This window comes from Ruminococcus flavefaciens MA2007, assembly GCF_000621845.1.
Lineage (GTDB): Bacteria > Bacillota > Clostridia > Oscillospirales > Ruminococcaceae > Ruminococcus > Ruminococcus flavefaciens_E.
The window spans coordinates 25,336-49,018 of record NZ_KK211356.1 but is presented as its reverse complement, the minus strand read 5'-3'; the positions used below and the strand labels follow the sequence as shown (position 1 = coordinate 49,018).

Annotated in this window: 15 protein-coding genes; 11 read left to right on the top strand and 4 right to left on the bottom strand. The window is 46.6% G+C overall.

Annotation, left to right across the window (positions count from 1 at the left end; translation table 11 throughout):
• The first annotated feature begins 34 nt into the window (after window positions 1-34).
• From T497_RS0114755 to T497_RS17815, 5 genes are all read left to right on the top strand, one after another.
• On the top strand, window positions 35-1,768 hold the full coding sequence (locus tag T497_RS0114755; protein WP_196243053.1) for an isopeptide-forming domain-containing fimbrial protein: 1,734 nt from the start codon (window positions 35-37) through the stop codon (window positions 1,766-1,768).
• Between the two features lie 66 nt (window positions 1,769-1,834).
• On the top strand, window positions 1,835-2,668 hold the full coding sequence (locus T497_RS0114750) for a class C sortase (RefSeq protein ID WP_028516275.1): 834 nt from the start codon (window positions 1,835-1,837) through the stop codon (window positions 2,666-2,668).
• Between the two features lie 30 nt (window positions 2,669-2,698).
• Window positions 2,699-3,706 carry a Cna B-type domain-containing protein gene (locus T497_RS0114745; protein ID WP_028516274.1) on the top strand — a complete coding sequence of 336 codons (1,008 nt, stop codon included), beginning with the start codon at window positions 2,699-2,701 and terminating at the stop codon, window positions 3,704-3,706.
• Window positions 3,690-4,334 (top strand): sortase, encoded by a 645-nt coding sequence (locus tag T497_RS0114740; RefSeq protein WP_051530703.1) that lies wholly within the window; start codon window positions 3,690-3,692, stop codon window positions 4,332-4,334. The genes T497_RS0114745 and T497_RS0114740 overlap by 17 nt, the downstream gene beginning before the upstream one ends.
• 336 nt (window positions 4,335-4,670) lie before the next feature.
• Window positions 4,671-7,754 carry a family 43 glycosylhydrolase gene (locus T497_RS17815; protein WP_051530702.1) on the top strand — a complete coding sequence of 1,028 codons (3,084 nt, stop codon included), beginning with the start codon at window positions 4,671-4,673 and terminating at the stop codon, window positions 7,752-7,754.
• A gap of 68 nt (window positions 7,755-7,822) precedes the next feature.
• On the opposite strand, the gene T497_RS17085 is transcribed toward T497_RS17815, so the two are convergent.
• The 3 genes from T497_RS17085 to T497_RS0114720 are packed head-to-tail and all read right to left on the bottom strand — an operon-like array spanning window position 7,823 to window position 11,536.
• Window positions 7,823-10,168: a CotH kinase family protein gene (locus T497_RS17085; protein WP_051530701.1), complete on the bottom strand. Its 2,346-nt coding sequence runs from the start codon at window positions 10,166-10,168 to the stop codon at window positions 7,823-7,825.
• A gap of 12 nt (window positions 10,169-10,180) precedes the next feature.
• Complete coding sequence (locus tag T497_RS0114725) at window positions 10,181-10,852, bottom strand: DUF4956 domain-containing protein (RefSeq protein ID WP_028516272.1); 672 nt, start codon at window positions 10,850-10,852, stop codon at window positions 10,181-10,183.
• A 15-nt stretch (window positions 10,853-10,867) separates the two neighbouring features.
• Window positions 10,868-11,536: a polyphosphate polymerase domain-containing protein gene (locus T497_RS0114720; protein WP_028516271.1), complete on the bottom strand. Its 669-nt coding sequence runs from the start codon at window positions 11,534-11,536 to the stop codon at window positions 10,868-10,870.
• Window positions 11,537-11,819: 283 nt separating this feature from the next.
• On the opposite strand from T497_RS0114720, the gene T497_RS0114715 reads away from it, so the two are divergent.
• The 4 genes from T497_RS0114715 to T497_RS0114700 all read left to right on the top strand — a co-directional run bounded on the left by T497_RS0114715 (window position 11,820) and on the right by T497_RS0114700 (window position 16,145).
• Window positions 11,820-12,491 (top strand): response regulator transcription factor, encoded by a 672-nt coding sequence (locus T497_RS0114715; protein ID WP_028516270.1) that lies wholly within the window; start codon window positions 11,820-11,822, stop codon window positions 12,489-12,491.
• The gene (locus T497_RS0114710; protein WP_028516269.1) at window positions 12,491-13,702 is read left to right on the top strand and encodes a sensor histidine kinase; all 1,212 of its coding nucleotides are present in this window, start codon (window positions 12,491-12,493) and stop codon (window positions 13,700-13,702) included. Before T497_RS0114715 ends, T497_RS0114710 begins: the two co-directional genes overlap by 1 nt.
• A 678-nt stretch (window positions 13,703-14,380) precedes the next feature.
• Window positions 14,381-15,706, top strand: coding sequence for a hypothetical protein (locus tag T497_RS0114705; protein WP_028516268.1), 1,326 nt, complete (start codon window positions 14,381-14,383; stop codon window positions 15,704-15,706).
• A 64-nt stretch (window positions 15,707-15,770) separates the two neighbouring features.
• Window positions 15,771-16,145: a hypothetical protein gene (locus tag T497_RS0114700; protein WP_028516267.1), complete on the top strand. Its 375-nt coding sequence runs from the start codon at window positions 15,771-15,773 to the stop codon at window positions 16,143-16,145.
• 364 nt (window positions 16,146-16,509) lie between these two features.
• Here T497_RS0114700 and T497_RS17810 read toward each other — a convergent pair whose 3' ends face one another.
• On the bottom strand, window positions 16,510-19,764 hold the full coding sequence (locus tag T497_RS17810) for a carbohydrate-binding domain-containing protein (RefSeq protein WP_051530700.1): 3,255 nt from the start codon (window positions 19,762-19,764) through the stop codon (window positions 16,510-16,512).
• Window positions 19,765-20,106: 342 nt separating this feature from the next.
• Between T497_RS17810 and T497_RS0114685 the strand changes: the two genes are divergently transcribed.
• Window positions 20,107-22,200: a S41 family peptidase gene (locus T497_RS0114685; RefSeq protein ID WP_028516266.1), complete on the top strand. Its 2,094-nt coding sequence runs from the start codon at window positions 20,107-20,109 to the stop codon at window positions 22,198-22,200.
• A gap of 196 nt (window positions 22,201-22,396) precedes the next feature.
• Window positions 22,397-23,653, top strand: coding sequence for a hypothetical protein (locus T497_RS0114680; RefSeq protein WP_028516265.1), 1,257 nt, complete (start codon window positions 22,397-22,399; stop codon window positions 23,651-23,653).
• Window positions 23,654-23,683: the final 30 nt, after the last annotated feature.

The window sequence follows — 23,683 nt, the reverse complement described above, 5'->3', positions numbered from 1 at the left end:
TATCAAACAAAATTCTATTATGAAAGGTGATATTATGAAAAATACATTTAAACGCTTATCAGCAGCTTTATTTTCAGCAGCTATAGCTGCTTCACTCGGAATGTCCGCTATCCCTGCTTCTTATGCAGAAGACTACACAGTAACTATAAACAAGGCTGATGATTCAAATGATAAAGCCACACATACATATGAGGCTTATCAGGTATTCGCAGGCGACCTCCACGGAACGGGCGATGACGCTGTTCTTTCAAATGTTGTATGGGGCTCCGGAGTAAACGGCTCAGCTCTGCTTGATGCATTGAAGGCATCATCGGAATTTGGCACGCCAAGCGCATTCGCTTCCTGCGACAGCGCACAAAAGGTAGCTGAGGTCATAGACAAGTGGAGCGACGATACCAAAATGCTCCAGAAGTTTGCAGACATAGTTGCAGCAAATCTTTCCGCCTCACCAACAGTATCAGGTACAGCCGGCAACAACAAGCTTACAATGAACGCTCCCGGATACTACTTCATCAAAGACAAGGACGGCACACTGGACAACTCAGAGCTTGGTGCATATACCGATTATATCCTCAAGGTAGTTGATTCTGTTACAATAGAGGCAAAGGAAGACGTTCCTGCTATCACAAAGAAGATAATTGAGAGCGACGGACTTAAAGAGGCAAATACAGCAAGCATCGGAGATTCTGTTGATTTCCAGCTTGATTCAAAGGTCCCTGACATGAGCGCTTATAACAAGTATTTCTATGTTATCAACGATACAATGGGCAGCGGACTTGATTTCAAGCCTTCAACCGTAAAGGTCTATATCGACGATATGACCACTCCGATAAACTCCTCTAACTATGAAGTACAAACAGGAGCTGCTGCTGACGGCTATTCATTCCAGATAGTAATGAAGGATTTCAAGAGAAACTACGGCGATCAGACAGGCAAAGCCATAAAGGTGACTTATTCCGCAGAACTCACCGATAAAGCCGACAGAACCGAAAAGGGCAATGAAAACAAGGTGAACCTTACATATTCCAACAATCCGAACCATGAGTACAAGGGTGAAAATGAGCCCAGCACAACTCCGGGTGACGGAGATGTTACCGGCAAGACTCCTGATTCAAACACTAAGACCTATACCACAAGCCTCCTGCTCAACAAGATAGACGGCGCTGACAACTCAGCTCTCGCAGGAGCAAAGTTTGAATTAAAGGGCTCAGGCGTCAACAAGGTAATAATCGCAAATGCTGAAAGCTTCAAGGCTGATGCCGCAGGAACATATTATAAGCTTAACGACGGCACATTCACACTGACAGCACCTACACCTGAAACATCTGCTCAATACGTGAGCACAGAAACCAAGTACATACTTGATGAAAAATCAACTTCGCACAGCGGAAGCGGAGAGGATTCATATGTTGAAGCTATAACTGATGACATGGGCAAGCTTACATTTGCAGGACTCGGCTCAGGCACATATACTCTAACTGAGACCGAAGCTCCTTCAGGCTACAATAAGCTTGCTAACCCGATAAATATCAGTATCACAGCTGCTCCGACACTGGAAGGTCCTAACTGGACAGTAACAAAGGACGGAGAGGCACTTACAAAACCCACAGGCATATACGAATTCACAGTTGAAAACAACAAGGGTGTAACTCTTCCGAGCACAGGCGGCATGGGTACAACAATATTCTATGTAGTCGGCGGACTTCTGGTTGCAGGAGCACTGATTCTTCTTGTTGTAAAAAAGAGAATGAATATCAAGGAAAAGTAATTTCCTAAATCAGCAGTATCGCGGCGGTCATTCTGCCGCCGCAGATATTGCAGCAGGGAGGATCCGATGAAAAAACATTTTTTCAGCATTGCAATTTTCATAATGTTTATCGTCGGATTGTCCGTGCTGCTATATCCAGCAATAAGTGATTATCTTAACTCAAAGCACGCCTCAAAGGTAATCTCAGAATATAACGACAAGCTCAGCGTTTCATCGGAAGAAGAGATCGAGGCTGTGTTTAAAAAAGCAGAGGATTACAACAAAAGGCTCCATGATTCGCCCTCGGCGTTCTTTGAGCCCTCTCTTGTAAGCGGCTACAAGGACACTCTCGATATCACGGGAACAGGCATAATGGGATATATCGACATTGACAGAATAAATGTAGAGCTCCCCATATACCACGGTATCAGCAAGGAACTCCTTCAGGTGGGCGTCGGACACCTGACAGGAACAAGCCTGCCTGTAGGCGGCGAGTCAACTCACTGTGTACTCTCAGGACACAGAGGACTTCCCAGCGCTAAGCTCTTCACCGACCTTGACGAGCTTGAAATCGGCGATACATTCACCATTACGATACTTGACCGCCGCTTCACCTATGAAGTGGATCAGATAAAAACAGTCCTCCCCGAGGAATTCGACGATCTCCGCATAGCAGACGGAAAGGACTACTGTACTCTCCTGACCTGTACTCCCTACGGTATCAACACACACAGACTGCTCGTCAGAGGAGTACGAACCGAAAATACCGAGGAGAAAAAAATCGGCGTATTTGTTAAGAACGAAGCTTTCAGGATAGATCCGCTGATAGTAGCTCCTATTGCAGCTGTACCGCTGCTTATAATAACATTCACGCTGATATTCATCAGCGACAAACGCCAAAGGAAAAAAACAAAAAAATGATAAATACCAAACAGTTAGCAGGGTGATAAGATGTCTGAAAATAAAAACAGAATATGTTCAGTTCTGCTGAGTATGCTATGTACAGTCATGCTTCTCGCCTCTGTCGTTCCATGCAGCCATTCAGCCGCAGAAAAGTCGTCTGTCTCTCTTATATGCGCACAGGACAGCGTCAAGGTCTCAGACATGAACTGGAAGATATACAAAGTAGGTGAACGACGCAGCGGCAATTTTGCCCTCACAGGCGAATTCGGAAAATATCCCGTTGATATGAACGAGCTTTCCTCCGAGAACGTCCGCGGGATCGCTCAGGCACTGGAAAGCTTTATAATAGGCGACCGCATAAAAGCCGACGCGGAGGGCGTCACTGACAGCAATGGCGCGGCTGTATTCAGCGGTCTTGACAAGGGACTATATCTTGCTGTTGCCAAGAGAGTCAAAAAAGAGCCGCTGACCTATATCGCCACTCCCCTTCTCTTTGAAATAAAGGAAGACGGCTCAGCTGAAGAAGCCTTCCCAAAGATATACAGCGTAATAGTTCTTCAAGGACAGGTCAGCAGCTATACCGTAAAAAAGGTATGGGCTGACAATGACAACGCCTATGAAGCACGTCCCGTAAATGTGACCGTTGACCTGTTCAAGGACGGCGAGCTCTATGATACGGTAGTCCTTGACGAAGCCTCAAACTGGCAGCACCGCTGGAACACCCTCGACCTTGACGCCGAATGGCGCGTAGTCGAGCGCGATATCCCTGTAAAATACTCAGTTCTTGTGGATTACAACTCCAAGCAGTTCCTTATCAAAAACTCCTATACTCCCGACCTTATCATTGACAGCGGAGAATACACTAAGCTCACAACGGTTTCTGTCACCACTTCCACAGTGAGCACGACAAGCTCAGCAGCTGCAAAAACTTCCGGCTCGGGACTCCCCCAGACAGGACAGCTCTGGTGGCCTGTGCTCCCCCTTGTACTTGGCGGTATGACACTCATATGCATAGGTATGCTTTCAAGAAAGAAAAACAATGACGATGAGAAATAAACTGCGCAGGCTATGCATTATCTCGGGCTTTGTACTTATATTTGCAGCTTTTTGCCTGTGTGTTTTCAATATTGCCGAAAGCAGGACAGCAGCCAGGCGCTCAAAAGCTTCGCTGTCGGAGCTGAAAGACATCATCGGAAAGGCTACCGAACCCACAGCCGCCGCAAGCACCGAGGACGACCTCTTTGCCCGATACGATGAACCTGCTCAAGCCGAAATACCCACTGTCAGCATTGACAATACGGGCTACTGCGGATATCTCACCATAGCAGAGCTGGGACTGGAGCTGCCTGTGATAAATGATTTCAGCTATGAAGCGCTGGACACTGCACCATGCAGATACAGCGGCTCTGCCGAAAGCAACGACATTATTATTGCCGCTCATAATTTCGGCAGTCACTTCGGCAAACTGGGCAGTCTTTCCGACGGCGCTGAAATAGTCTTTACGGATTGCAGCGGAAGAAGTTTCCGCTATAGCATAATAAGCATTGAAGAGATACGCGGCAGCGATGTTGAGGAAATGCTCAGCAAAGAAAGCTCACCATGGGATATGACGCTTTTCACCTGCACACTCAGCGGAAAAAGCAGAATAACCGTCAGAGCAAAGCTTATAAATAATAATAACTGAAAGCTCCCTTCGGGGAGCATTTCTTGTTTATATGAGGTCGGTTTTATCCGTCATAAGATATCATTTCACCATTTTTATATTCAAAAAAGGATAATTTGCGCTATTGCCTTTGTAGCTTTCACCAAGTTATCAGAAGATGAAATCGTGAAATTATCCAAAATGTTTATAAACTTCCGCATTTTATCCACTTAACACGTAAGAATGTGGATTGAAATTGTCGAAATATTATGCTAATATTATATTAAATATATATTTATCGTAAACTGACTGCGGAAAGGAACCGCAGTCAAAACAAAAAAGGTTAAAACGGGATATTAATTAAAAAGGAGAATTGGTATGAAAAAGTTTTTTTCGGCGATCGCCACGGCTGCATTGTCAGCCGTAACTCTGTGCGCGGCAGTTCCTGCTGTTACACACGCAGAAAACCCAATAGTGCAGACATCATTCACCCCCGATCCTGCTCCGGTAGTATTCGGAGACGAACTCTATGTATTCACAGGCTGTGACCGTGAAGGCAACAACGACTTCTACTACATGACAGGCTGGCAGTGCTTCTCCACAAAGGATATGAAGAACTGGACAGACCACGGCAGAATACTTGAGGATACAAGCTTCAGCTGGTGCAACAAGAACGACGCATGGGCTTCGCAGTGTATCGAGCGCAACGGCAAGTACTACTTCTACTTCACCACCACAAACAAGAGCGGCGGCGGAAGAGCTATCGGCGTTGGTGTTGCCGACTCTCCCGAGGGACCGTACCGTGATCCGTTGGGCAAGCCTCTTTGCGGTCCTAACTGGGACTACATTGATCCTACCGTTATTATCGACGACGACGGTCAGGCATGGCTCATGTTCGGAAATCCGAAATGCTACTATGTCAAGCTTAAAGAGGACATGGTAACACTGGACGGTCAGATACAGACATTCAATCTGTCACTCAAGTCCGGTACAAAATACACCGAAGGTCCTTGGATATACAAGCATGATAAACTCTATTATCTTGTCTTTGCTTCAATGGTTAACGGATTCGGCGGTGAGAGCATTTCCTACTGTACAGGTCCGACTGTTACAGGTCCGTGGACGCATCGCGGCACAATACACGAAGGTTCAAACTGTTTTACAACACATGGCGGTATCATCGACTATAAAGGTCATTCATACTCATTCTATCATATGAATGGTCTCCCCGGAGGCGGTTCGTTCAACAGAAGTGCTGCCTGCGAGGAGTTTACATACAATTCCGACGGTTCTATCCCTGCGCTCAAGTCTACAAAGACAGGTCCTGCGCAGATCGAGCCTCTCAACCCATTTGAGCGCGTCGAGGCGGAAACTATCTGCTGGAGCGAGGGCATCAAGACCGAAAAGGACGAGAATAACTCTGTATGCATAGGCAGTATCAAAAAAGGCAGCTACATAAAGGTCGCAGGCGTTGACTTCGGTGATGGCGCTGATAAATTCACAGCCTCTGTAGCTTCTGCCGAGAGCGGCGGAAACATCGAGCTCCACCTTGACAGCAAGACAGGACCTGTCGTAGGCACCCTTAAATGCAGCGGCACAGGCGGCTGGCATAACTGGGAGGAGGTATCATGTGACGTTGCAGGCGCAAGCGGCGAGCATGACCTATATCTGGTATTCAACGGCGGCGACGGCTACCTTATGAACGTTGACTGGTGGAAATTCGACGGAGCAGGCTCATCTGCTTCTGACGCTGACCAGACATATATCTTCAAGAGCACATTCGAGGGCAAGCTTGACGGCTGCTCAGACAGAGGCGGCGCAACAGTTGCTGTAAGCACTGATGAAGCGTATGAGGGCGACAGCTCGGTATACTGCTCAGACCGTTCAGCTTCATGGAAGGGCGTCGGCAGAAGCCTTAACTATAAGTTCAAAGCAGGCGAGAAATACAGCTTCTCAACTATAGTAAAATATAATGAGGGCGCAGATTCTACCAAGTTCCACCTTACTCTCCAGTATGACGGAGCAGACGGTGAAGCTCACTACGATAAGATAGATACAAAAGAAGTTGCCAAGGGCAAGTGGACACAGCTTGCAAACACAAGCTTCCAGATACCGGCAGGCGCTAAGAATCTTCTTGTATATGTTGAAACAGAGGGCGACTCTGACGATTCAACTCCTGCTACCAATTTCTACGTTGACAATTTCTATGCAGCAGTAGACGGCACTGTCATAGACGGTCCAAAGGGTGAGGAGATACCTCCAACTACCGTAACACCTCCTACTACACAGGATCTGAAGGATATACTTGATTCAAAGGTATCAAAGTGGGGCGACGCCAACGGCGATAAAGAAGTTGATATGAGCGACGTTGTTCTTATAATGCAGTCACTTGCAAACCCTGACAAGTATAAGCTCAGCGATACAGGACTCTTCAATGCAGACGTATGTGAAGCAGGCGGCGGTATCACTTCAAATGACGCCCTTGAGATACAGAAGTTCCTCTTAGGAATAAACACAAAGCTTCCCGTAAGCTATTCTGAAAACATCAAGACAGTTACAGCACCTGTAACGACCACATCGACAACTACTACAAAAGCGACAACTGTTGCAACAACAACTACTACGACTACAACTACTGCAGCAAGTGCACATCTTTCCATGAAGGACTTTACTGCAAAGGTTGCGTCAAGTATAGCTGAAAAAGAGCCCGATTCCGCAAATCAGACCAAGAACGGCGTGAAATACGGCGAGATACAGAAAAAGAGCTATTATTCAAATACCTGCAAGAGAAACAAGAAATACAACGTTCTTCTGCCTCCCAACTATGACCCGAACAAGAAGTACCCTGTAATGTATATTCTCCATGGTTACTGGGAGAACCCCGACAGAATGCTCACACAGGGCAACGCTGTGATGCATACCCGCGAGATGCTCGGCAATGCTATTGCAGAGGGCGCAGCTAAGGAAATGATCTGCGTATTCCCCGATGTTTATTCGAGTGCTACTCAGGATGCCTGCTCGGCTATGGATAACAACAACAACGCTGCTTACGATAACTTCATCAATCAGCTCACAAAGGACCTCATGCCCGAGATCGCAAAGAACTACAGCGTTCTCACAGGCAAGGACAACACAGCTATAACAGGCTTCTCCATGGGAGGACGCGAGTCACTCCTCATCGGAATGAAGATGGCTGATCAGATCGGCTACATCGGCGCTATCTGCCCCGCTCCCGGTGTTTCGGGCTCGTTCAAGTGGGATAGCAACAACGAGCCTTACTTCCTGATGATAACAGGCGGAAGCAACGACCAGACTGTTTACGACAATCCCAAGAATTATCACAATAACTTCGAGAAGAACGGCGTTCCTCACGTATGGCACTATGTAAACGGCGGTTACCACGGTGATAACTGTATCAGAGCTCATCTTTACAACTTCTTCCGTATAGCATTCCAGAACTGACTTTTATTATAAAAGCTCCGACCGAATGGTCGGAGCTTTTTTGCGTATTATTCTGTTTTCTGTAAGGCTCATCTCTTGAATTTCAGGGCAAATCCAAGACCGAGCAGAAGTGCCAGAGCTGACACGCCAAGCAGTATATATGCTGTGGTGTTGTTCTGCTGAGGTGCTCCGTTCATATCGGGGAAGTCTCCCATCTGCGGTCTTTCGCCGCCTCTTGACTTATTTTCATTCTGAGGAGCGGAACTGCTGTTTTCATCACCATTCGGCGCAGGCTTTTCCACGTTTTCAGTGCCTTTTTCAGCCTCTGTGACCTTTTCCGTCTCGGAGCTGTCTGCGTCCTCATCATCTGTTTTGGCGTTATCTCCGAAAGACGGAGCGCCGTCAGGCATATTATTCGGATCAAAGTCACCGGGCATTTCGCCGTCAAAGCCCTGAGGGGGCTGACCGCCGAAATCAGGCATATTGCCAGGATCAAAGTCGTCGGGCATTTCTCCGCCGAAGCCCTGAGGAGGCTGTCCGCCGCTAAAGTTGGGCTTCTCGCCGCTGCCGCGCTGTGGTTTGCCGCTGCGGCTGGAATTATCCTCGTTTGCAAGCGGCTGGATATTGCTCAGCATCTTTAAAGAGATAGATGAAGTATTTGAAGTCTGCACTATCTCGGAGTCTTCAGTTTTCTTTGAAGTATCAGATGTAGCTGCCTTTTTTGAGCTGTTATTCCTGTCGAAACCGCCCTTCTGACCTCCGCCGAATCCGCCTTTTCCGCCGCCCATGGAGCCCATATCAGAGGTGTTCAGACCGTCTGTGTCAACGAGTACAGAGCTGTCCTCTTTCTGTCCCTCTGTGGTAGACGGGATAGTGCCGTCGAGCTGTCCGCTGACGCTTTCTGCGCGGAGAGTGCAGAACTTGCTGATAGCTTCAACGCCTGTTTTGAACTCGTCGCAGGTGCAGAATTTTGTAGGATCTTTTTCGACGTATTTGTCGATAAGCTCTGCGGTATCTGCCACAAGCTTTTCAAAGTCCACGCTGTCAAGGAACTCGCTGAAAAGCTGATGATACTGCTCTGTGTATTCCTCATTATCGAATATCCAAGCGATCATAGGTCTGTCGCTCATGCCGTTTGTCACAGGAGTATCGATTGGCGAATTAACGGAAGATGAAGCGTTTCCGCCCATGAATGAACCGTATGCAAGGTTATAGTCCCACGGTATCATAGAGAGCTGACCGTCTTCCTCATAGAGGTAGTAGTTGTGAATCATCTGACCTGTGTAGCTGTCGCCGTTTACAAGGAAATCATGAACTACAAAGTAGCGGATAACTTCCTCAACATCGACGGTATTTTCAAGGTCTGACTGCTCCGAAAGAGCTTTCAGTGAGCTGATAAGGCGCTTTTTATCGGCTTTATCAACTGTAGTTTTTGCGTTATTGAAGATGTTGGAATAGCTGTCTATATCGTCATCGGTATATTTAAGCTTTACATCGTCGCTTCCCATACCGAAGCCGCCGCCGAATCCGCCTTTTCCGTTCATGTCAGGCATCTGACCGCCGCCGAAGTCGGGCTTTTCGCCGTTCTCGCCGAACATCTTTGAGGGATCGAAGTCCTCAGGCATATTTTCGGGATCAAAGTCACCGAAATCAGGCATTTCACCGCCGAAGTCAGGCATTCCGCCTCCGAAATCGGGAGGAGTGAACTGCTTGTTGTTATCATTTGAATTGTCGGAGCTTTCTGTATCTTCTCCGCTCTCTTTATCCATAAAATTCCCCATACTAAAGTCCTTGCCGTTGCCGCGTCCGCCGCCGAAGCTCATAGCGTCTGGCTTGTAGAGGTCGCCGTAATTGCTGCCGTAGTTTCTTTCAAGGAATGACTCCTCGATAGCTTCAACAGCAAGATACAGTCCCCAGTCCTCGCCGTTCACCGTGATATAGGCATAGCTGCAAAGGGGGGCGTCCACGCCGAAATCATACATCAGCGTATACGCAAGGTAGTCCTTCATGTAGGTGTTGTCCTGAATGATATTGTTCAGGCACAGCTTGTCAAGGCCGTGATAGGTCTTGCCGTTTTCGTACTGGTCGAACTCTATCTTGAAGCTGTAGCGGCTGCTGTCCATATTCTTTACGGAGCTGAGGGAAGTATTGCCCTTTGCTCTGATACCGACGTTTTTCACAGCTTCGCCGTCGATAACAAGATTGCAGGCGGAGTATTCCTCGCTCTCGCAGCCCTCTATGAAGCCCTCCCAGTCGTTCATGACTATGTCAATGGTATGCACCTTTGAGCGGTCAAACAGGCGGTTCTCATAGCCTATGGCATGAGCCGTCGTTTTTATGCCCAGCGCCTGACTATTGCAGAAGATAAAGGCTATGACAAGGGCAAAAGCTGTTATCGCAATGCATATCCTGTCTATGTTTTTATGTACTGACATCAAATCACACCCTTATCCCATGTAGTCGCCGTTGTAGCTTACGAGGACAGCACTGCTGACGCCCTCCATATCTGCAAGGGTATTGACGAAATCAGTGTTGTCGTCCTTGAGGCGTATCTCCATATTAAGCTCAACAGAGCCCTTCTGAGCTGTCTTGCTCTTTACTACGCATCTTTCGGTCTTGCCGTCAAGGAAAGCCTTAGCCTTTGTCTCGCTGTCGTGACCGTCACAGCGTACAACTACGATGTAAGGGTTCTTGCTTGCCTTGCGGTTTACGAATACCAGCAGGATAACGCCGATGATAACGCTGCCGATAACTGCAAGAGGTATCATGCCTGCCGCAAGAACGATACCGACTGCGATAGACCAGAACAGGAATGCGATATCAAGAGGTTCCTTTATTGCTGTACGGAAACGGACGATAGAAAGTGCGCCCACCATACCGAGCGAAAGTACCACATTGCTGGTAACTGCGAGGATAACTACTGTGGTTATCATTGTAAGTGCAACGAGTGTTGTGCCGAAGCTTGCGGAGTACATAACTCCCGAATAGGTCTTTTTGTAAACGAGGAATATGAACATTCCCAGACCGAATGCAAGAAGCAGGGCTACTGCCATATCAAGAACGCTGACGCTGGTCACATTCTCTATAAAATTAGACTTGAAAATATCACTGAAACTCATAATAAAAACTCCTTTTTATCCGTATATCCTACAGGCTGCATATTTTGAGAAAGCTCCCTCACGCCTGTCTGAGAGGGAAACTGCGTCTCTGATTATATCGGGAAGAAAACCGTCCCACTTGACTTCAAGAACGATAGAATCCGAAACGGGTACTGTCACGCAGTCGGGGCTGAGAAAATCTGTACACCGCAGACCGCTCCTGATATTATAATCAAGGGTGACGCGGACATTTCCCGCGGGATAGATGAATGGCTCTCTTGTATAGTCTACTATAGTTTTGGGAGCTATCCCCTCTGTTGCCATTTTGGTGTACAGCTCACGTATAAGTGGGTACTGTGAATCTATCATCCATTTCGTATCCCCGTCAACTATGCTCTGAGCCTGCTGTGCTGTCAGCGGTGCGCTCTGCTTGTTGCCGAGGTGGTCTATCTTGCTTTTCTTTTCAAGATGAATGACCGAGGTATCGCCGTTGTAGTATCTGATACGGAACTTTTCACGGCGGTTCATGCCGTTTATCTTTTCCATAAGCGCATTGTCTGCAAGGTTATCGAAGTAAAGACTGCGGATAAAGTATTTTCCGTCTATGGCGTGTGGATCGTGATATGCTACTGCGCTGAGTCTGTGGCGTATCGTTATCATGTCGGAGTAGTTTATCTCATGCTTTATCTCATGTCTGAGATCCATAGTTTTCACCTCTTTTCATTGGTATAGGTGCGCACACAGCCATTGAATGGGCAAGTTATGTCTGCGTGCGCCGTATCCTATGCTTAAATTATACCTGTAAACGCTGAATTGACACTGAAAAACAGTGTGAATGCTGTAAAACCAAAGTGAAAGTTAAGTGAAATTACAGCAAAAGCTTTTATTTTCAGCTTGTATTCAGCTCTGTGTTGTATTATAATTAATGTAGGAAACGCCGCCTCGGCGTTACGTGCGTATATATTATGTGAAGAAAGGGGAATCACATATGAAGATACTCATTATAGAAGACGAAAAGGTGCTTGCTGATTCGCTGAAGCTTATGCTGGAGTCAAAGGGCTTTGAAGCAGAGGCTGTTTATGACGGCGAAAGCGGCGAGCAGTACGCTATGCTGAATATCTACGACCTGATAATACTCGATATAATGCTTCCGAAAAAGAACGGCTATCAGGTGGCAAAGGCTGTCCGCGCCAAGCGCAATTCCACACCTATTTTAATGCTGACGGCAAAATCCGATATTGAAGACAAGGTGCAGGGGCTTGACGCAGGTGCGGACTATTACCTCACTAAGCCCTTTGACGCAAGGGAGCTCCTCGCCTGCATAAATGCGCTTCTCCGCAGACAGGGCTCGCAGGTCAACGAGCTTACCTTCGGCAACACACGCCTTGATATGGAGTCGGCTTCGCTGATATGCGGCGAGAATAACGTGAGACTTTCCGCAAGAGAGTTTGAAGTCATGCGAATGCTTATGGTCTCGGGAGAAAAACACATCTCAAAGGAGACCTTGCTCACAAAGGTATGGGGATACGATTCAGATGCTGTGGAGAACCACGTTGAGGCATATGTGAGCTTCCTGCGTAAGAAGCTTGTAAGTATCGGCTCAAATGTCCGTATCGAAGCCATGCGTCGTCTGGGCTATCATCTGGAGTGTGATGGATAATGCTGAAACGGCTGAGGATAAAATTCATTGCAGTGATAATGAGCATTGTCACTGTCCTGTTTATCGTGATTTTCGGACTTGTACTGCACTTTACAATGCAGAATATGGAGCGCGAGAGCGAACAGATGATGAGAACTATGGCATTTCGTCCGCCTGCCGACGCTTCAATGCATAAGCCCGACAAAACTCCCGATAATATACGTCTCCCCTTTTTTACGGTAAATATCTCCCATGACGGCGAGATAACTGCTTCAGGCGGAGATTATTTCGACCTTACAGATACAGAGATGCTGGAAAAGCTTGTGGATACTGTAAATGCCAGCAAAAAAGAAACGGGAATACTGCCGGACTACGGTCTGAGGTACATGAAAAACTACCGCGGACGCATGAGATCTATAGTTTTTGCGGATATATCCAGCGAAAAAGCCATGATAAAGGGACTTATCAGGAATATGGTCATAATAGGTCTTATAGGGTATGCGGTGTTCTTTCTGATAAGCCTGCTCCTTGCAAAATGGGTGACAAAGCCTGTTGAAAAGACATGGAACGAGCAGAAGCAGTTCATTGCGGACGCTTCCCACGAGCTGAAAACTCCGCTGACTGTTATCATGACAAATGCGGAAATGATGAGTGATAAGAGCTACTTGGAAAGTGCCAGAGACGGATTTACAAAGAATATCCTCTCAACATCACAGCGTATGAGAGGACTGGTCGAGAGCCTTCTGGAGCTTGCAAGGCTTGACAATAACAGAACGCAGATAAAGTGCGAAACAGTTGACCTCAGCAAGCTGATAAACGACAGCATACTCCCCTTTGAACCGCTGTTTTATGAGAATGACATGGAGCTCTCATCGGATATCGACAATGATATCAAGGTCAGCGGCGACAGGGACAAGCTGAGACAGGTGGTGAATATCCTGCTGGATAATGCGCTGAAATACTCCGATCCAGCCGATAAAGTCACCGTGAAGCTGAAGCGTCACAGCTCGGAATGTATCCTGTCAGTAGCAGGTCTCGGCACTCCCCTTACAAAGGAGGAACGCGAGAATATCTTCAAGCGGTTCTACCGCGTAGATCAGGCAAGAAACGACGGACAGAGCTACGGTCTCGGACTTTCTATAGCCGACAGCATAATCAAGGAGCATAACGGAAAAATATGGGCTGAAAGCGAGAACGGATACAATATTTTTTATGTTTCTTTGACGATGTAACAGAATAGCATCAAAGGCTCCGACCATAACCGTAATACTCATATAGAAGCTTATAGTTAATTATGGGGGAACCCTTTTTGAAGAAAGGTTCTCCCCCATACCCCTTTCCAAAGACTTTTATCTGGTTTTTTCTCAGATAGGGCGCTCCTGCATTTTGCAGGACTTTTTTATTTTATAAAGCGCTCTATCTGAGAAAAAACAAAACGAAAGTTTTAGGGAGAGAGTTTGAGAGTGACTCCCCGCAGTGCGGGGAGATGTCACGCAGTGACAGAGGGGACGTCCTCCGTCAGAGGAGCCCCTTTTTCAAAAGGGGTTCTCTCAATAATAAGCATAAAACTTCTTTATACGTACTACGGTTATGTCGGAGCTTTTTTATTTATATTTGGCAAGAAAAATCACAAAATGGCAAATATAGTATTGACATTCAAAAACAGCTATGATATAATACTAACGACTTTAAGTATATAAGCACTTGAAATCGACAAAATGTATATTTATTTCCCAAAAAGCTAAAAGCTTCTGTAAAGAACACATCATGATTTTATAATGTCTTCTTGTCCTGTTTTTCGATTCAAAAATTCCGTATTATTTGTACTATTGATGTTTTTTGCCGTGTTTATCAGAAGTAAGTTCAGCTTCTTAATATGCCATTTGTAATAGAATAAGGAGGACATAGTAATGAAAAAACACCTTGGTTTTAAGAAAACAACTGCATTTTTAATGTCAATGGCTCTTATTGCAGGAGCAATGCCTGTGAATGCAGGCGGCTTTTTCAATGCAGGCAGCGGTATCACTGCCAATGCAGCAGCAGAGAAAAAAGCTCCAGCAGTAGGCACACTTTATAAAGAAGGCGACACCATTGCTATTACAGGCGAGACATGGTTCGTAGTCGATGATGATCCTAATTCGGGTTATCCCTCAGCAAAGGTAAGCAGTGATATTACAATAACCGCATTTGAAAACTCCGACGCAGATAATCAGTATATCTGGAAAACAGGCGACACCATGTTTACGGAAGTACATAACGGTTTTTATGTAACTCGCAAGGATAAGTCTGTAACTCCTAAGGGCTTCTATATAACAGGCGGTAAGGGCACAGAAACCGAGCCTTATATTATCGGACTTTCAGTTCCAAAGTTCAGCAGCAAGAATATTACTCTCAACGACGGCATCGGCTTGAACTTCATCGTCGGTGAGGTAAACGAAGAAAACGCTGACAGCTTTAAGGTGAAGTTATCAGGCGACTGCGACGAGGCAGGCAATACTCTTCACGAACTTGAGCTCAAAACAATAGGCGGCAAGGAAGTTTACTGCGTAACAGCCAATGTTGCCGCAAACAAAATGAACAGCAAGATAACTGCCGAGCTTTATTACGGCGGCAGCAAAACACCTGTTGATACTCTTGCTTTTTCAGTAAATGATTATCTTGACGCTGTTGGCACTTCAGACAATACCAAGCTCAAAGCCCTTGTAAACGCAACAAAGCAGTACGGAAAGGTCTCCGAAGCATATTTCAGCAACGGAACTCTGCCCGAGGTAAAGGACCACTCAAAGGATATCCTCGACGCAAAAACAGTATTCGGCGAGTATTCTTTCAATAAGTATCAGCCAATGTTCGATTCAAGCGAAGCTTTAATGTCACTTGTTCTTAACTCAAAGCTGGCTGTTCGTCTGTACACAGCCAAGTATGAGGAGTCAGGCCACGATGTTGCTGCATATGATATGTGGACATTCGATGAGAACAATAAGCTTGTAATTTCACCATTTGCTGAAACCTATGCATTTAAAGGCGCAAACGGAAAGGTCTGTTTTGAAGTTCCGGGCATAACACCTACACAGCTCGGTACTACATTCAATTTGAACTATCAGGGTACTGATTACTTATTCAGCCCTATGTCATGGGCTTTCCGTGTTATGGGCAAGAAGGACGCTGCTAAAAAGGATATCGTAATGGCTAATGCCCTTTACGAGTATTTCATCGCCGCATCTGATTATGCCGAATAAATAAGAATACTATAAAAACAGGCAGCTCATTAATATGGCTGCCTGTTGCGATAAGAGGAGAATCATGAAAAAACTGATACATATTTTTCTTGCAGCCTCTCTGCTGCTGACAGGCTGCAATGTAGAAAACAGCGATACCGACAGCAGCAACAGCTCTACTGATACGTCAGTGACTACTGCCGCAGCTGCGGCAACAGAAAGAACTGCAAATACAACAGAAGCTGTTACGTCCGAAACTGAGACAACAAGCAAAAGCGATGAAAAGCAGCCCGAAAAAACGGAAGCAGAGACAACACAGGCAGCAAAAGAAGAGATAACAGAGGCATATACTGCGGAAACAGCAGCGTCTGCCGAAGAAAACACAACCGCTGCAAACGACAGCGTAAAGGTCAATCCCGACGGCTCCATAGACCTTCCCATAATCCCTGCGGACCAATAACACAAGCAAAAGCCACGGTATAACCGTGATACTTATATAGAAGCTTATAGTTATTTATGGGGGAAACCTTTCTGAAGAAAGGTTCCTCTGACGGAGGCGCGCCCCTCTGTCCTGCGGACATCTCCCCGCACTGCGGGGAGTCACCCCCATACCCCTTTCCAAAGACTTTTTTAGCTGATTTTTTCTCATATAGGGCTCGCCTAAAATAAAAAAAGCCCTGTAATAATACAGAGCGAGCCCTATATGAGAAAAAATAAAACTGAAAGTTTTAGGGAGAGAGTTTGAGATAACCCCTTTTTCAAAAGGGGTTATCTCAATAATAAACATAAAATTTCTATATGGATATCACAGTTAAGCCGTGGCTTTACTTTACTGCTGTGCCGCCTGTTAATGTACCGCCGTATGCAGCAAGCTGTGTCTGGTCAAGCTGCTGGAAGTATGCAGAACCGCTGAGAGTTCCGCCTGTATAGAACGAAGCTCCCGAAGTATTTGTGCCGCCTGCCTTGAGCTGGCTTACAGCCTTGTCAACTATGAATGAAACTATGACCTTGCCGTCCTTGCCAACAAGTGAAAGCCTTGTATTGGCGCTGACATTAGAAGAAGCTGTTACAGAAGCTGTCATCTCGCTGCCGCCCATGCTCATGCCGCCTGACGGGCAGTTTGATACCCATGTTCCGCCGTTTACGATGATAGAGCTGCCGCGGTCTCCGCAGTCAAATGGCTCGTTGCCGTTTGATACGATATATCCGCCGTTTATCTCGATATTACCGTTGGAATCATAGCCGTCATGGTCGCCGTTGGCAGCATTGACTATTGCAAAGCCGCCGTTGAACTGCATGAGGTAGTCTCCTGAGCTGCCGCCGAAGCCGCCTCCTCCGAAGCCACCGCCGCCCTGTCCCCAAGGCATACCGGGATTGCCCATGCCTGAACCGTCGCTGCCGCCTGCCGCATTGAAGCCGTCGTCAGTGGAGTTCACAACAACAGAACCGCTGTTCTGGTAGATTTTCTGAGCTTCGATACCCTCGTAGCACTTCTCAACGTATATAACTATGTCGTCATACTTTCCGCTGGCCTTTGTGCCGATTGTGAGAGTATGGTCTGAATGAGCTCCGTCATCAGCAGAAGCAAGCTTCAGCTCGCCGCCTGTGAGAGTCATATCGCCGCCGCAGTGTATGCAGTCATCGGAGGAATCAATGGTTATCTTACCGCCGTTGATATCAATATCGCCTGCGCTCTGCCATGTAGTGCCTGCCTCGTCATAAAGACCTACAGCCTTTATGCCCTTTGCGGAGATATCGGTCTTGTTGGCATTGCCATCCATACCCATTCCGCCGCCGCCCGGTCTGCCGCCGAAGCCGCCCTGCTGACCGCCTGTGTTTGCGCCGCTGCCTGTGTAGGAGCTGCCCTGATAGGTCTTGACAGTCAGGTCGCCGCCGTTCATAACGAAGAACTGCTCAGCAGAGATGCCGTCTGCGTAGGAGTCGATATTTACAGTACCGCCGTTGACAGTAACGATACCCAGCTGCTTTGCTGTCGAAGAAACATCTGTAGCTGTTGCCTTGATACCGTCGCCAGCCTTGGTCTTTACGGTTACAGAGAGCGCTGAGTAATCGACCTCTGTACCGTCAGATGATGTATTGCCAATAGTAACGCTGTCCTTGCCGCGGATTCCGTCGTCAGCAGCATTAACCACCAGTGTGCCGTTGTATATCTTGATATCGTCCTTGCCGACGATAGCGTCAGCGGCGTTGCCGTTTACAGTGAGCTTGCCCTTGCCCTTGAACTTGATATCGTCCTTGGAGTAGATAGCTCCCGTATCGTTGTCTGCGTTGGTGTATTCTGTTCCGTCTGAAATAGTATTTTCTGTGCCGTTTTTAGCGACGATAACTACCTCGTCTGCGATAGAGGCTACATATATAGGTGAATCCTTGGTGTTTGTAAGGCTCATGCCGCTGAGGTCAAGCTCTACAACGCCCTCGGGATATTTAGTCTTGTCCACATCAACAACTATCTGTCCGCCTGTCATCTCGCCTGTTACAGTGAATACACCCGGCTGAGTAATAGTGCATACGTTGTTTTCGATTTTTGCTTCTGAGGACGCATTTGTGGTCATGCCTGAGTCTGAAAGGGTTATAGTAAGTCCGTCAGCTGTCGGATCAGGCTCAACGATCGTTCCGCTGCCTGCGCCCGAAGGATCAACGTTATTGAATACAGTTACAAGACTGAGCTGGAACTGCGTCTGCTTGCCGTCTGTATGTGTTACCGCCGCACCTGTTGAAAGGTTCTTGAAGCCGCAGGACTTTGCTCCGTTTATGGACTTGTCGCTGATAAGAACATACTTGAACTTCTTGGTGTACTTAACATCGAGACTTCCTGTAACTATGGAATTATCCTTTTTCCATGTGCCGTCTTTTTCATTGGTTGGATCGGCAATGCAGTTGAGAAGAGCTGTTGTCTGGGTAGTTCCGCCCATGAGCTTCTCGTCTGCCTGATTATCGGTAGCTGTAGCGATAACTGTACCGCCTGTGATGTTGATGCCTGTAACAGCTGTGAGGCCTCTGTCTCCGCCTGCAACGAGCTTTCCGTCGCTGATGTCGATAGTTGTTTCAGCCTGTACAGCGTCATTGCCTGCCTTGATTCTTGTAATACCGCCCGAAACAGTAACAGCGTCCTTGGTGGACTTGATACCGTCGCCTGCAGCGTCTATATCGAGAGTACCGTCCTTGATGGTAACAGACTTTTTAGCCTTGATACCGTCGGTCTTGGTCTCGGAATTATTTGTGGTAATATTGATAATGCCGCCGTTTACCTTGATGTCATTATTGCAGGATATGGCGTCCTGAACATTAGCGGTAATATTGAGGACTCCGTCGTCCTTTTCGCCGCCCTTGAAGGTAATATCATCCTTGGCTTCGATAAGAGCTGCCTTTGCGAAGTCGCCTGCGTAAGCAGTCTCGCCGTCGGTGATAGTATTCTCAGTACCGTCAACGATATTTATCGAGGTATTCTCAGCGTTTGTCACGAGAATAGCAGGAGCGCTCTTGCCTGTGATATTTGCGCCATTGAGGAATATCTTTACGGTCTCTGCGTCGGCAGTCTCGTCAGCAATATTTACATTTATCTGACCGTCGTCAAGAGTACCGTCGATGTAGAACTCACCCGAATGTGTTATAGTAACGGTAGTACCATCAACTGTGGCATTCTCGCCCTCAACTGTGATAGTGGTATTCTTGAGGTGTATCTTTGTGGCTTCTACAGCAGGAGGCTGCTCATCAGTCTTGCCGCTGCTTATCTCGCCCTTGCCGAGGAGATAAAGCTGAATGGCAAGCGCGTCGTCTGTGGAAACTCCGTCAGCCTTGCCGTTGCAGTCCGCATTTTTCCAGCCCTGCTCAGTGATAGCGTGTTCGTCGGTTCCGCCCAGACCGAACTTGTTTGGATTTGCCATTGCCTGCATGATAAGGACAACGTCTGACATATCAACGCTGCCGTCGCAGTTTGCGTCGCCTACGACTGAAGAGACCTCTGTCTCTGCCGCAAAGCTCACAACAGGCATTGCCGCCGCAGCTATACAGGCTGCCGAAAGACCTGCAAATAGTTTTCTTAAACCGTTGTTTCTCATAAATATCATTCTCCTTTTTTTTAATATCGCCCATTCAAGTCAACCATTTTCTTGACTATGTTCATTATATACTATATAACTTAAAGGAGTCTTAAAATAATATGATGAATCAACAGTTTTTTTGTGATAAAAAAGTGGATTCTCAACAGCATGAAGTACGGCAAATAATATCGGATACAGCTTTTTGCCGAAAATATGTTAAGCTATTGACTATATATGATAAAATGTGTTATAATAAAACATAACTTTCAGAACTTATAAACTATACAGCAATTTCCCTAAAGATGAAATTGCTTTGTTTTTAAGTTCTGGACTGTTAAATTATTATCAAGGAGAATGATCATGAACAGCAAAAAAACTATCGCAGGACTATCCGCTCTTTCCGTACTTATAAGCTCCGGCGCATTCACTGCAATGACAGCCTTTGCAGCAGATACTGCCGAGTACACCACAGGAAAGATGACAGCGCACCTCTATTCAGATGAAAAACTGAAAGAGATCGAGTGCCGCTACTACAACGATATGCCGAATGTACCCTACATCAAGCTCTCAGACTACTACAGCTGCTGGCTGTGTCAGTATCCGGATCAGGAGCTCGCTATCACAAACAAAAATGACGGCACCTATGAAGTAAAAATGCCCATCGGCGCTACAGGTATCATCGACACAAACAAGGATACAGTTTCAACTGATGACGCCGCAGGCTTTTTATATCCTCAGTATATATTAGAAAGCAACGGTGAAAACATCTTCACATATGTAAAGGGAGATTCATCGGCGGAAGAAGATGAAGATGAAAAGGTAAGCTATACTCAGGACTTCTCCGTATATGACATAGATATCCGCGGAGACGAAAAGGATATATGGTGGCCTGCTACGACCTTATGTGATTTTTATGAGTATTCTCTTAATCAGGGTGCAGTAATCGACGATGACCTGTATTTCTTCCCTCAAATCCTCTCCACTTATTCAAGAACAGCTCTTGCAGGTACTCCCGAACACACCGCTGCATTTATTGAGAAATACAAAAACGGACGTCCAAAGGATATGATAGAGTACAACTACAACGAGCTCTGCTTCTGTTTCGACAGAAACTACGGTTTCCCGGGAAGATTCAAGTACAATGAGCTCCTTGAAGAGAACGGCTTTGATAAAATGCTCTCAACAGCAAGCGACGGCACAAAGAAGATAAAGGAGCTCCTCCTTTCAGAAGACCTTTATGATTACTGTGCAGGCTATGAAATGCTCAACGACTATCTCTGGGACGGCGGACATACTGTATTTACTGATTTTATGCTTCAGAACAGCAAAGACCTCGCTTCTGCCGTTTCAGCTAAATTCCAGACTATAGCAATGCCCGAGGACGCTTTTGACCATTATGCCGTGCTGAATAATTCCAACAACAGCGGATATACCGCATTAAAGACAAGAGAAGAAATGTACAAGACTGCCGATACTTATGAGAAGGGCAACGGCTCGGAGTATTCCGTAAAGGGCGATACTGCCTTCTTCGCTTTCAACTTTTTCGAGGACAACGCAGCAGGCTGGTACAACTACTACTTCAATAACGGCGAGCTGCCGCAGGACGTTGTAAGTGAATTCTATAACAGCATAAAAAAGGCAGACGCTGATCCGGCTGTAAAGAACTTCGTTATCGACCTCAGCACAAACGGCGGCGGAAGCCTCAGCATAGTACAGTATATGATGGGACTTATAAACGACCTCGACAATGTAACTGTCGTTATGAACGGCAAGACTGAAAATGCGAAGTTTGTCATTGACAAGAACCTCGACAAGGCATACGACGACAAGGACAAGGCTTTCAAGACAGACCTCAGATTCGGTATCATCACATCTAACTACTCATTCTCATGCGCTAATCTCATGCCCTCACTTGCAAAGGACGCAGGCATAATGCTCATAGGCGAGAGAAGCGGCGGCGGCACCTGTGCAACAAACCGCTACTTCACACCTGACGGTCTGTTATACGCCCTTTCAACAGGTCTGAAGTTCGTTGACAAGGACGGCAATACTATCGACGACGGTATCGTTCCTGATTATGATATAGTAAAGAAGAATGCAGACGGCACAAAGGATTACTCCGACGTATACAACTACAGCAAACTCAGCGCACTCTTCGATGAATTCTACGGCAAAAAGACTGACAGCAGCCAGTCAACATCAACTACTACAACCACAACAACGACCACCACTACTTCTGCAACTACCACTACATCTGCTACAACAACTACCGCAGCATCTTCAACAAGCACATCATCTTCTGCTGCTTCTACAACATCAGGCAGCACAACAACTACAACAAACGTTTCCACACTTCCGCAGACAGGCAACAAGTCCGCAGCAGCAGCCTGCGCAGCTGTACTCGTAATGGCAGGCGGAGCATTCATGCTTATGTCACGCAAAAAGGAAAACTGAGCTCAGCAAGATAAAAGCGCCGATATAGCTTGACTTCCTAAGCTTTATGATGTTGTCTCAACTGTCCGATAAAAAATTTTTTGCCGATAGTGTAACATTTTACCTGCTTCTTTCGATTAGTATTTATGAAAGCCGATATCACCAATATAAAAATGCAGGGCTTTCATCTGATTTTTAACGAAAGAAGGTATTTACTATGAATGAAAGAAAGCTTAGTGAAATGAAAAACAACGACAACAATAATGAGTACACTGTGAAAGTGGAGGGAGTTGAGCCCTACCGCCGTCCTATATGGCAAAGATTCTTCAGCAGTGCGGCTGCCGTTGCTGTTATGGCAGGAGGTGTAGTCGCAGCTGCTTATATGCTGCCTAAGATGAGCGGTTCAAATCATTTAGCCGCGCAGGCTGAGGAACAGACCGAAGAAGCCCACGCCGTTACAGAAGCAGCCACAGAGGCAGCTGCCGAAACAGCAGATAACGCTGTATCAGCACCTTTATCCAATGAGGAGATGAAAAAGCTCTTTGAGGATAACGTGAACGTATACTTTGAAGCAGCTGCTTTAAGCTCGGATACAAATACCGACAACAGCGCAGAGCCTATACAGTTCTGGCGCTACTGGGGCGAATACGATGAGAGCCTCGGTGATGACTTCGGTATGAGACGAGAGGGCGATTCACTTTATTATCTTGCCACATATTACAAGGTAAAAGAGCCCCGCTCCAATGATATCAACGAGCTGAAGGACTACTACAGTCAGTACATCTACGAGCCCGAGCGCGAATTCGGCTTAGGCTTTGACCTCAGCGACTGCGCTGTTGGCTCTGTCATTCATCAGCCTACACGTTATCTGGATATAATCGGATACAACGGCGGTATATACTCAACACAGCACATCGTTACAGCTATGCCCGTCAATGAAGCCGACAGAGGTGAGATAATCTGCGACAAGGCTCTCTATGCTACAGACGATTCCTTTACATGGGAAAGGATATACAAGGTATACAACGCCGATATAGGCGGTCAGACCATACCCGTCAAGGCTGAGTCCATACAGCTCGATTTCGAGAAGCTCAGCGACGGCAGCTGGAAGGTCACAAACGGAGAGGTCGCAGGCGATGAATACAACAGCACTCTTGATTATTACGCACTGGATACTGTATTCTCAAACGCAGGCGGAGCTTATATCTCGTCAAATATGTGTATAGACTTTGCTAAAGCCAGCAACGCCGTTTCTGATTATATCACGGACGTTATCAACAGAGAACGCGCATTTTATATGCTCTGGGAGCGCACAGACAAGCTCCCCGAGAATTATGAGCATATCACAGATGATTACGTAAAGGACAACAACTGGCTGAAATTCACCTACCGTGAAGCCTTCACCCACGACGGACCTGACGTTGACATCTTCACAGACAGCAACGGAACTATTTTCGCTGTTGCAGAGAGATAAACCGTTGAGCGCGATATAAAAAGGTACTTT

Excerpts from the sequence above, each read along its gene's own strand:
- T497_RS0114755 (WP_196243053.1), top strand. The coding sequence starts at position 35 with ATGAAAAATACATTTAAACGCTTATCAGCAGCTTTATTTTCAGCAGCT.
- T497_RS0114750 (WP_028516275.1), top strand. The coding sequence starts at position 1,835 with ATGAAAAAACATTTTTTCAGCATTGCAATTTTCATAATGTTTATCGTC.
- T497_RS0114745 (WP_028516274.1), top strand. The coding sequence starts at position 2,699 with ATGTCTGAAAATAAAAACAGAATATGTTCAGTTCTGCTGAGTATGCTA.
- T497_RS0114740 (WP_051530703.1), top strand. The coding sequence starts at position 3,690 with ATGACGATGAGAAATAAACTGCGCAGGCTATGCATTATCTCGGGCTTT.
- T497_RS17815 (WP_051530702.1), top strand. The coding sequence starts at position 4,671 with ATGAAAAAGTTTTTTTCGGCGATCGCCACGGCTGCATTGTCAGCCGTA.
- T497_RS17085 (WP_051530701.1), bottom strand. The coding sequence starts at position 10,168 with ATGTCAGTACATAAAAACATAGACAGGATATGCATTGCGATAACAGCT.
- T497_RS0114725 (WP_028516272.1), bottom strand. The coding sequence starts at position 10,852 with ATGAGTTTCAGTGATATTTTCAAGTCTAATTTTATAGAGAATGTGACC.
- T497_RS0114720 (WP_028516271.1), bottom strand. The coding sequence starts at position 11,536 with ATGGATCTCAGACATGAGATAAAGCATGAGATAAACTACTCCGACATG.
- T497_RS0114715 (WP_028516270.1), top strand. The coding sequence starts at position 11,820 with ATGAAGATACTCATTATAGAAGACGAAAAGGTGCTTGCTGATTCGCTG.
- T497_RS0114710 (WP_028516269.1), top strand. The coding sequence starts at position 12,491 with ATGCTGAAACGGCTGAGGATAAAATTCATTGCAGTGATAATGAGCATT.
- T497_RS0114705 (WP_028516268.1), top strand. The coding sequence starts at position 14,381 with ATGAAAAAACACCTTGGTTTTAAGAAAACAACTGCATTTTTAATGTCA.
- T497_RS0114700 (WP_028516267.1), top strand. The coding sequence starts at position 15,771 with ATGAAAAAACTGATACATATTTTTCTTGCAGCCTCTCTGCTGCTGACA.
- T497_RS17810 (WP_051530700.1), bottom strand. The coding sequence starts at position 19,764 with ATGAGAAACAACGGTTTAAGAAAACTATTTGCAGGTCTTTCGGCAGCC.
- T497_RS0114685 (WP_028516266.1), top strand. The coding sequence starts at position 20,107 with ATGAACAGCAAAAAAACTATCGCAGGACTATCCGCTCTTTCCGTACTT.
- T497_RS0114680 (WP_028516265.1), top strand. The coding sequence starts at position 22,397 with ATGAATGAAAGAAAGCTTAGTGAAATGAAAAACAACGACAACAATAAT.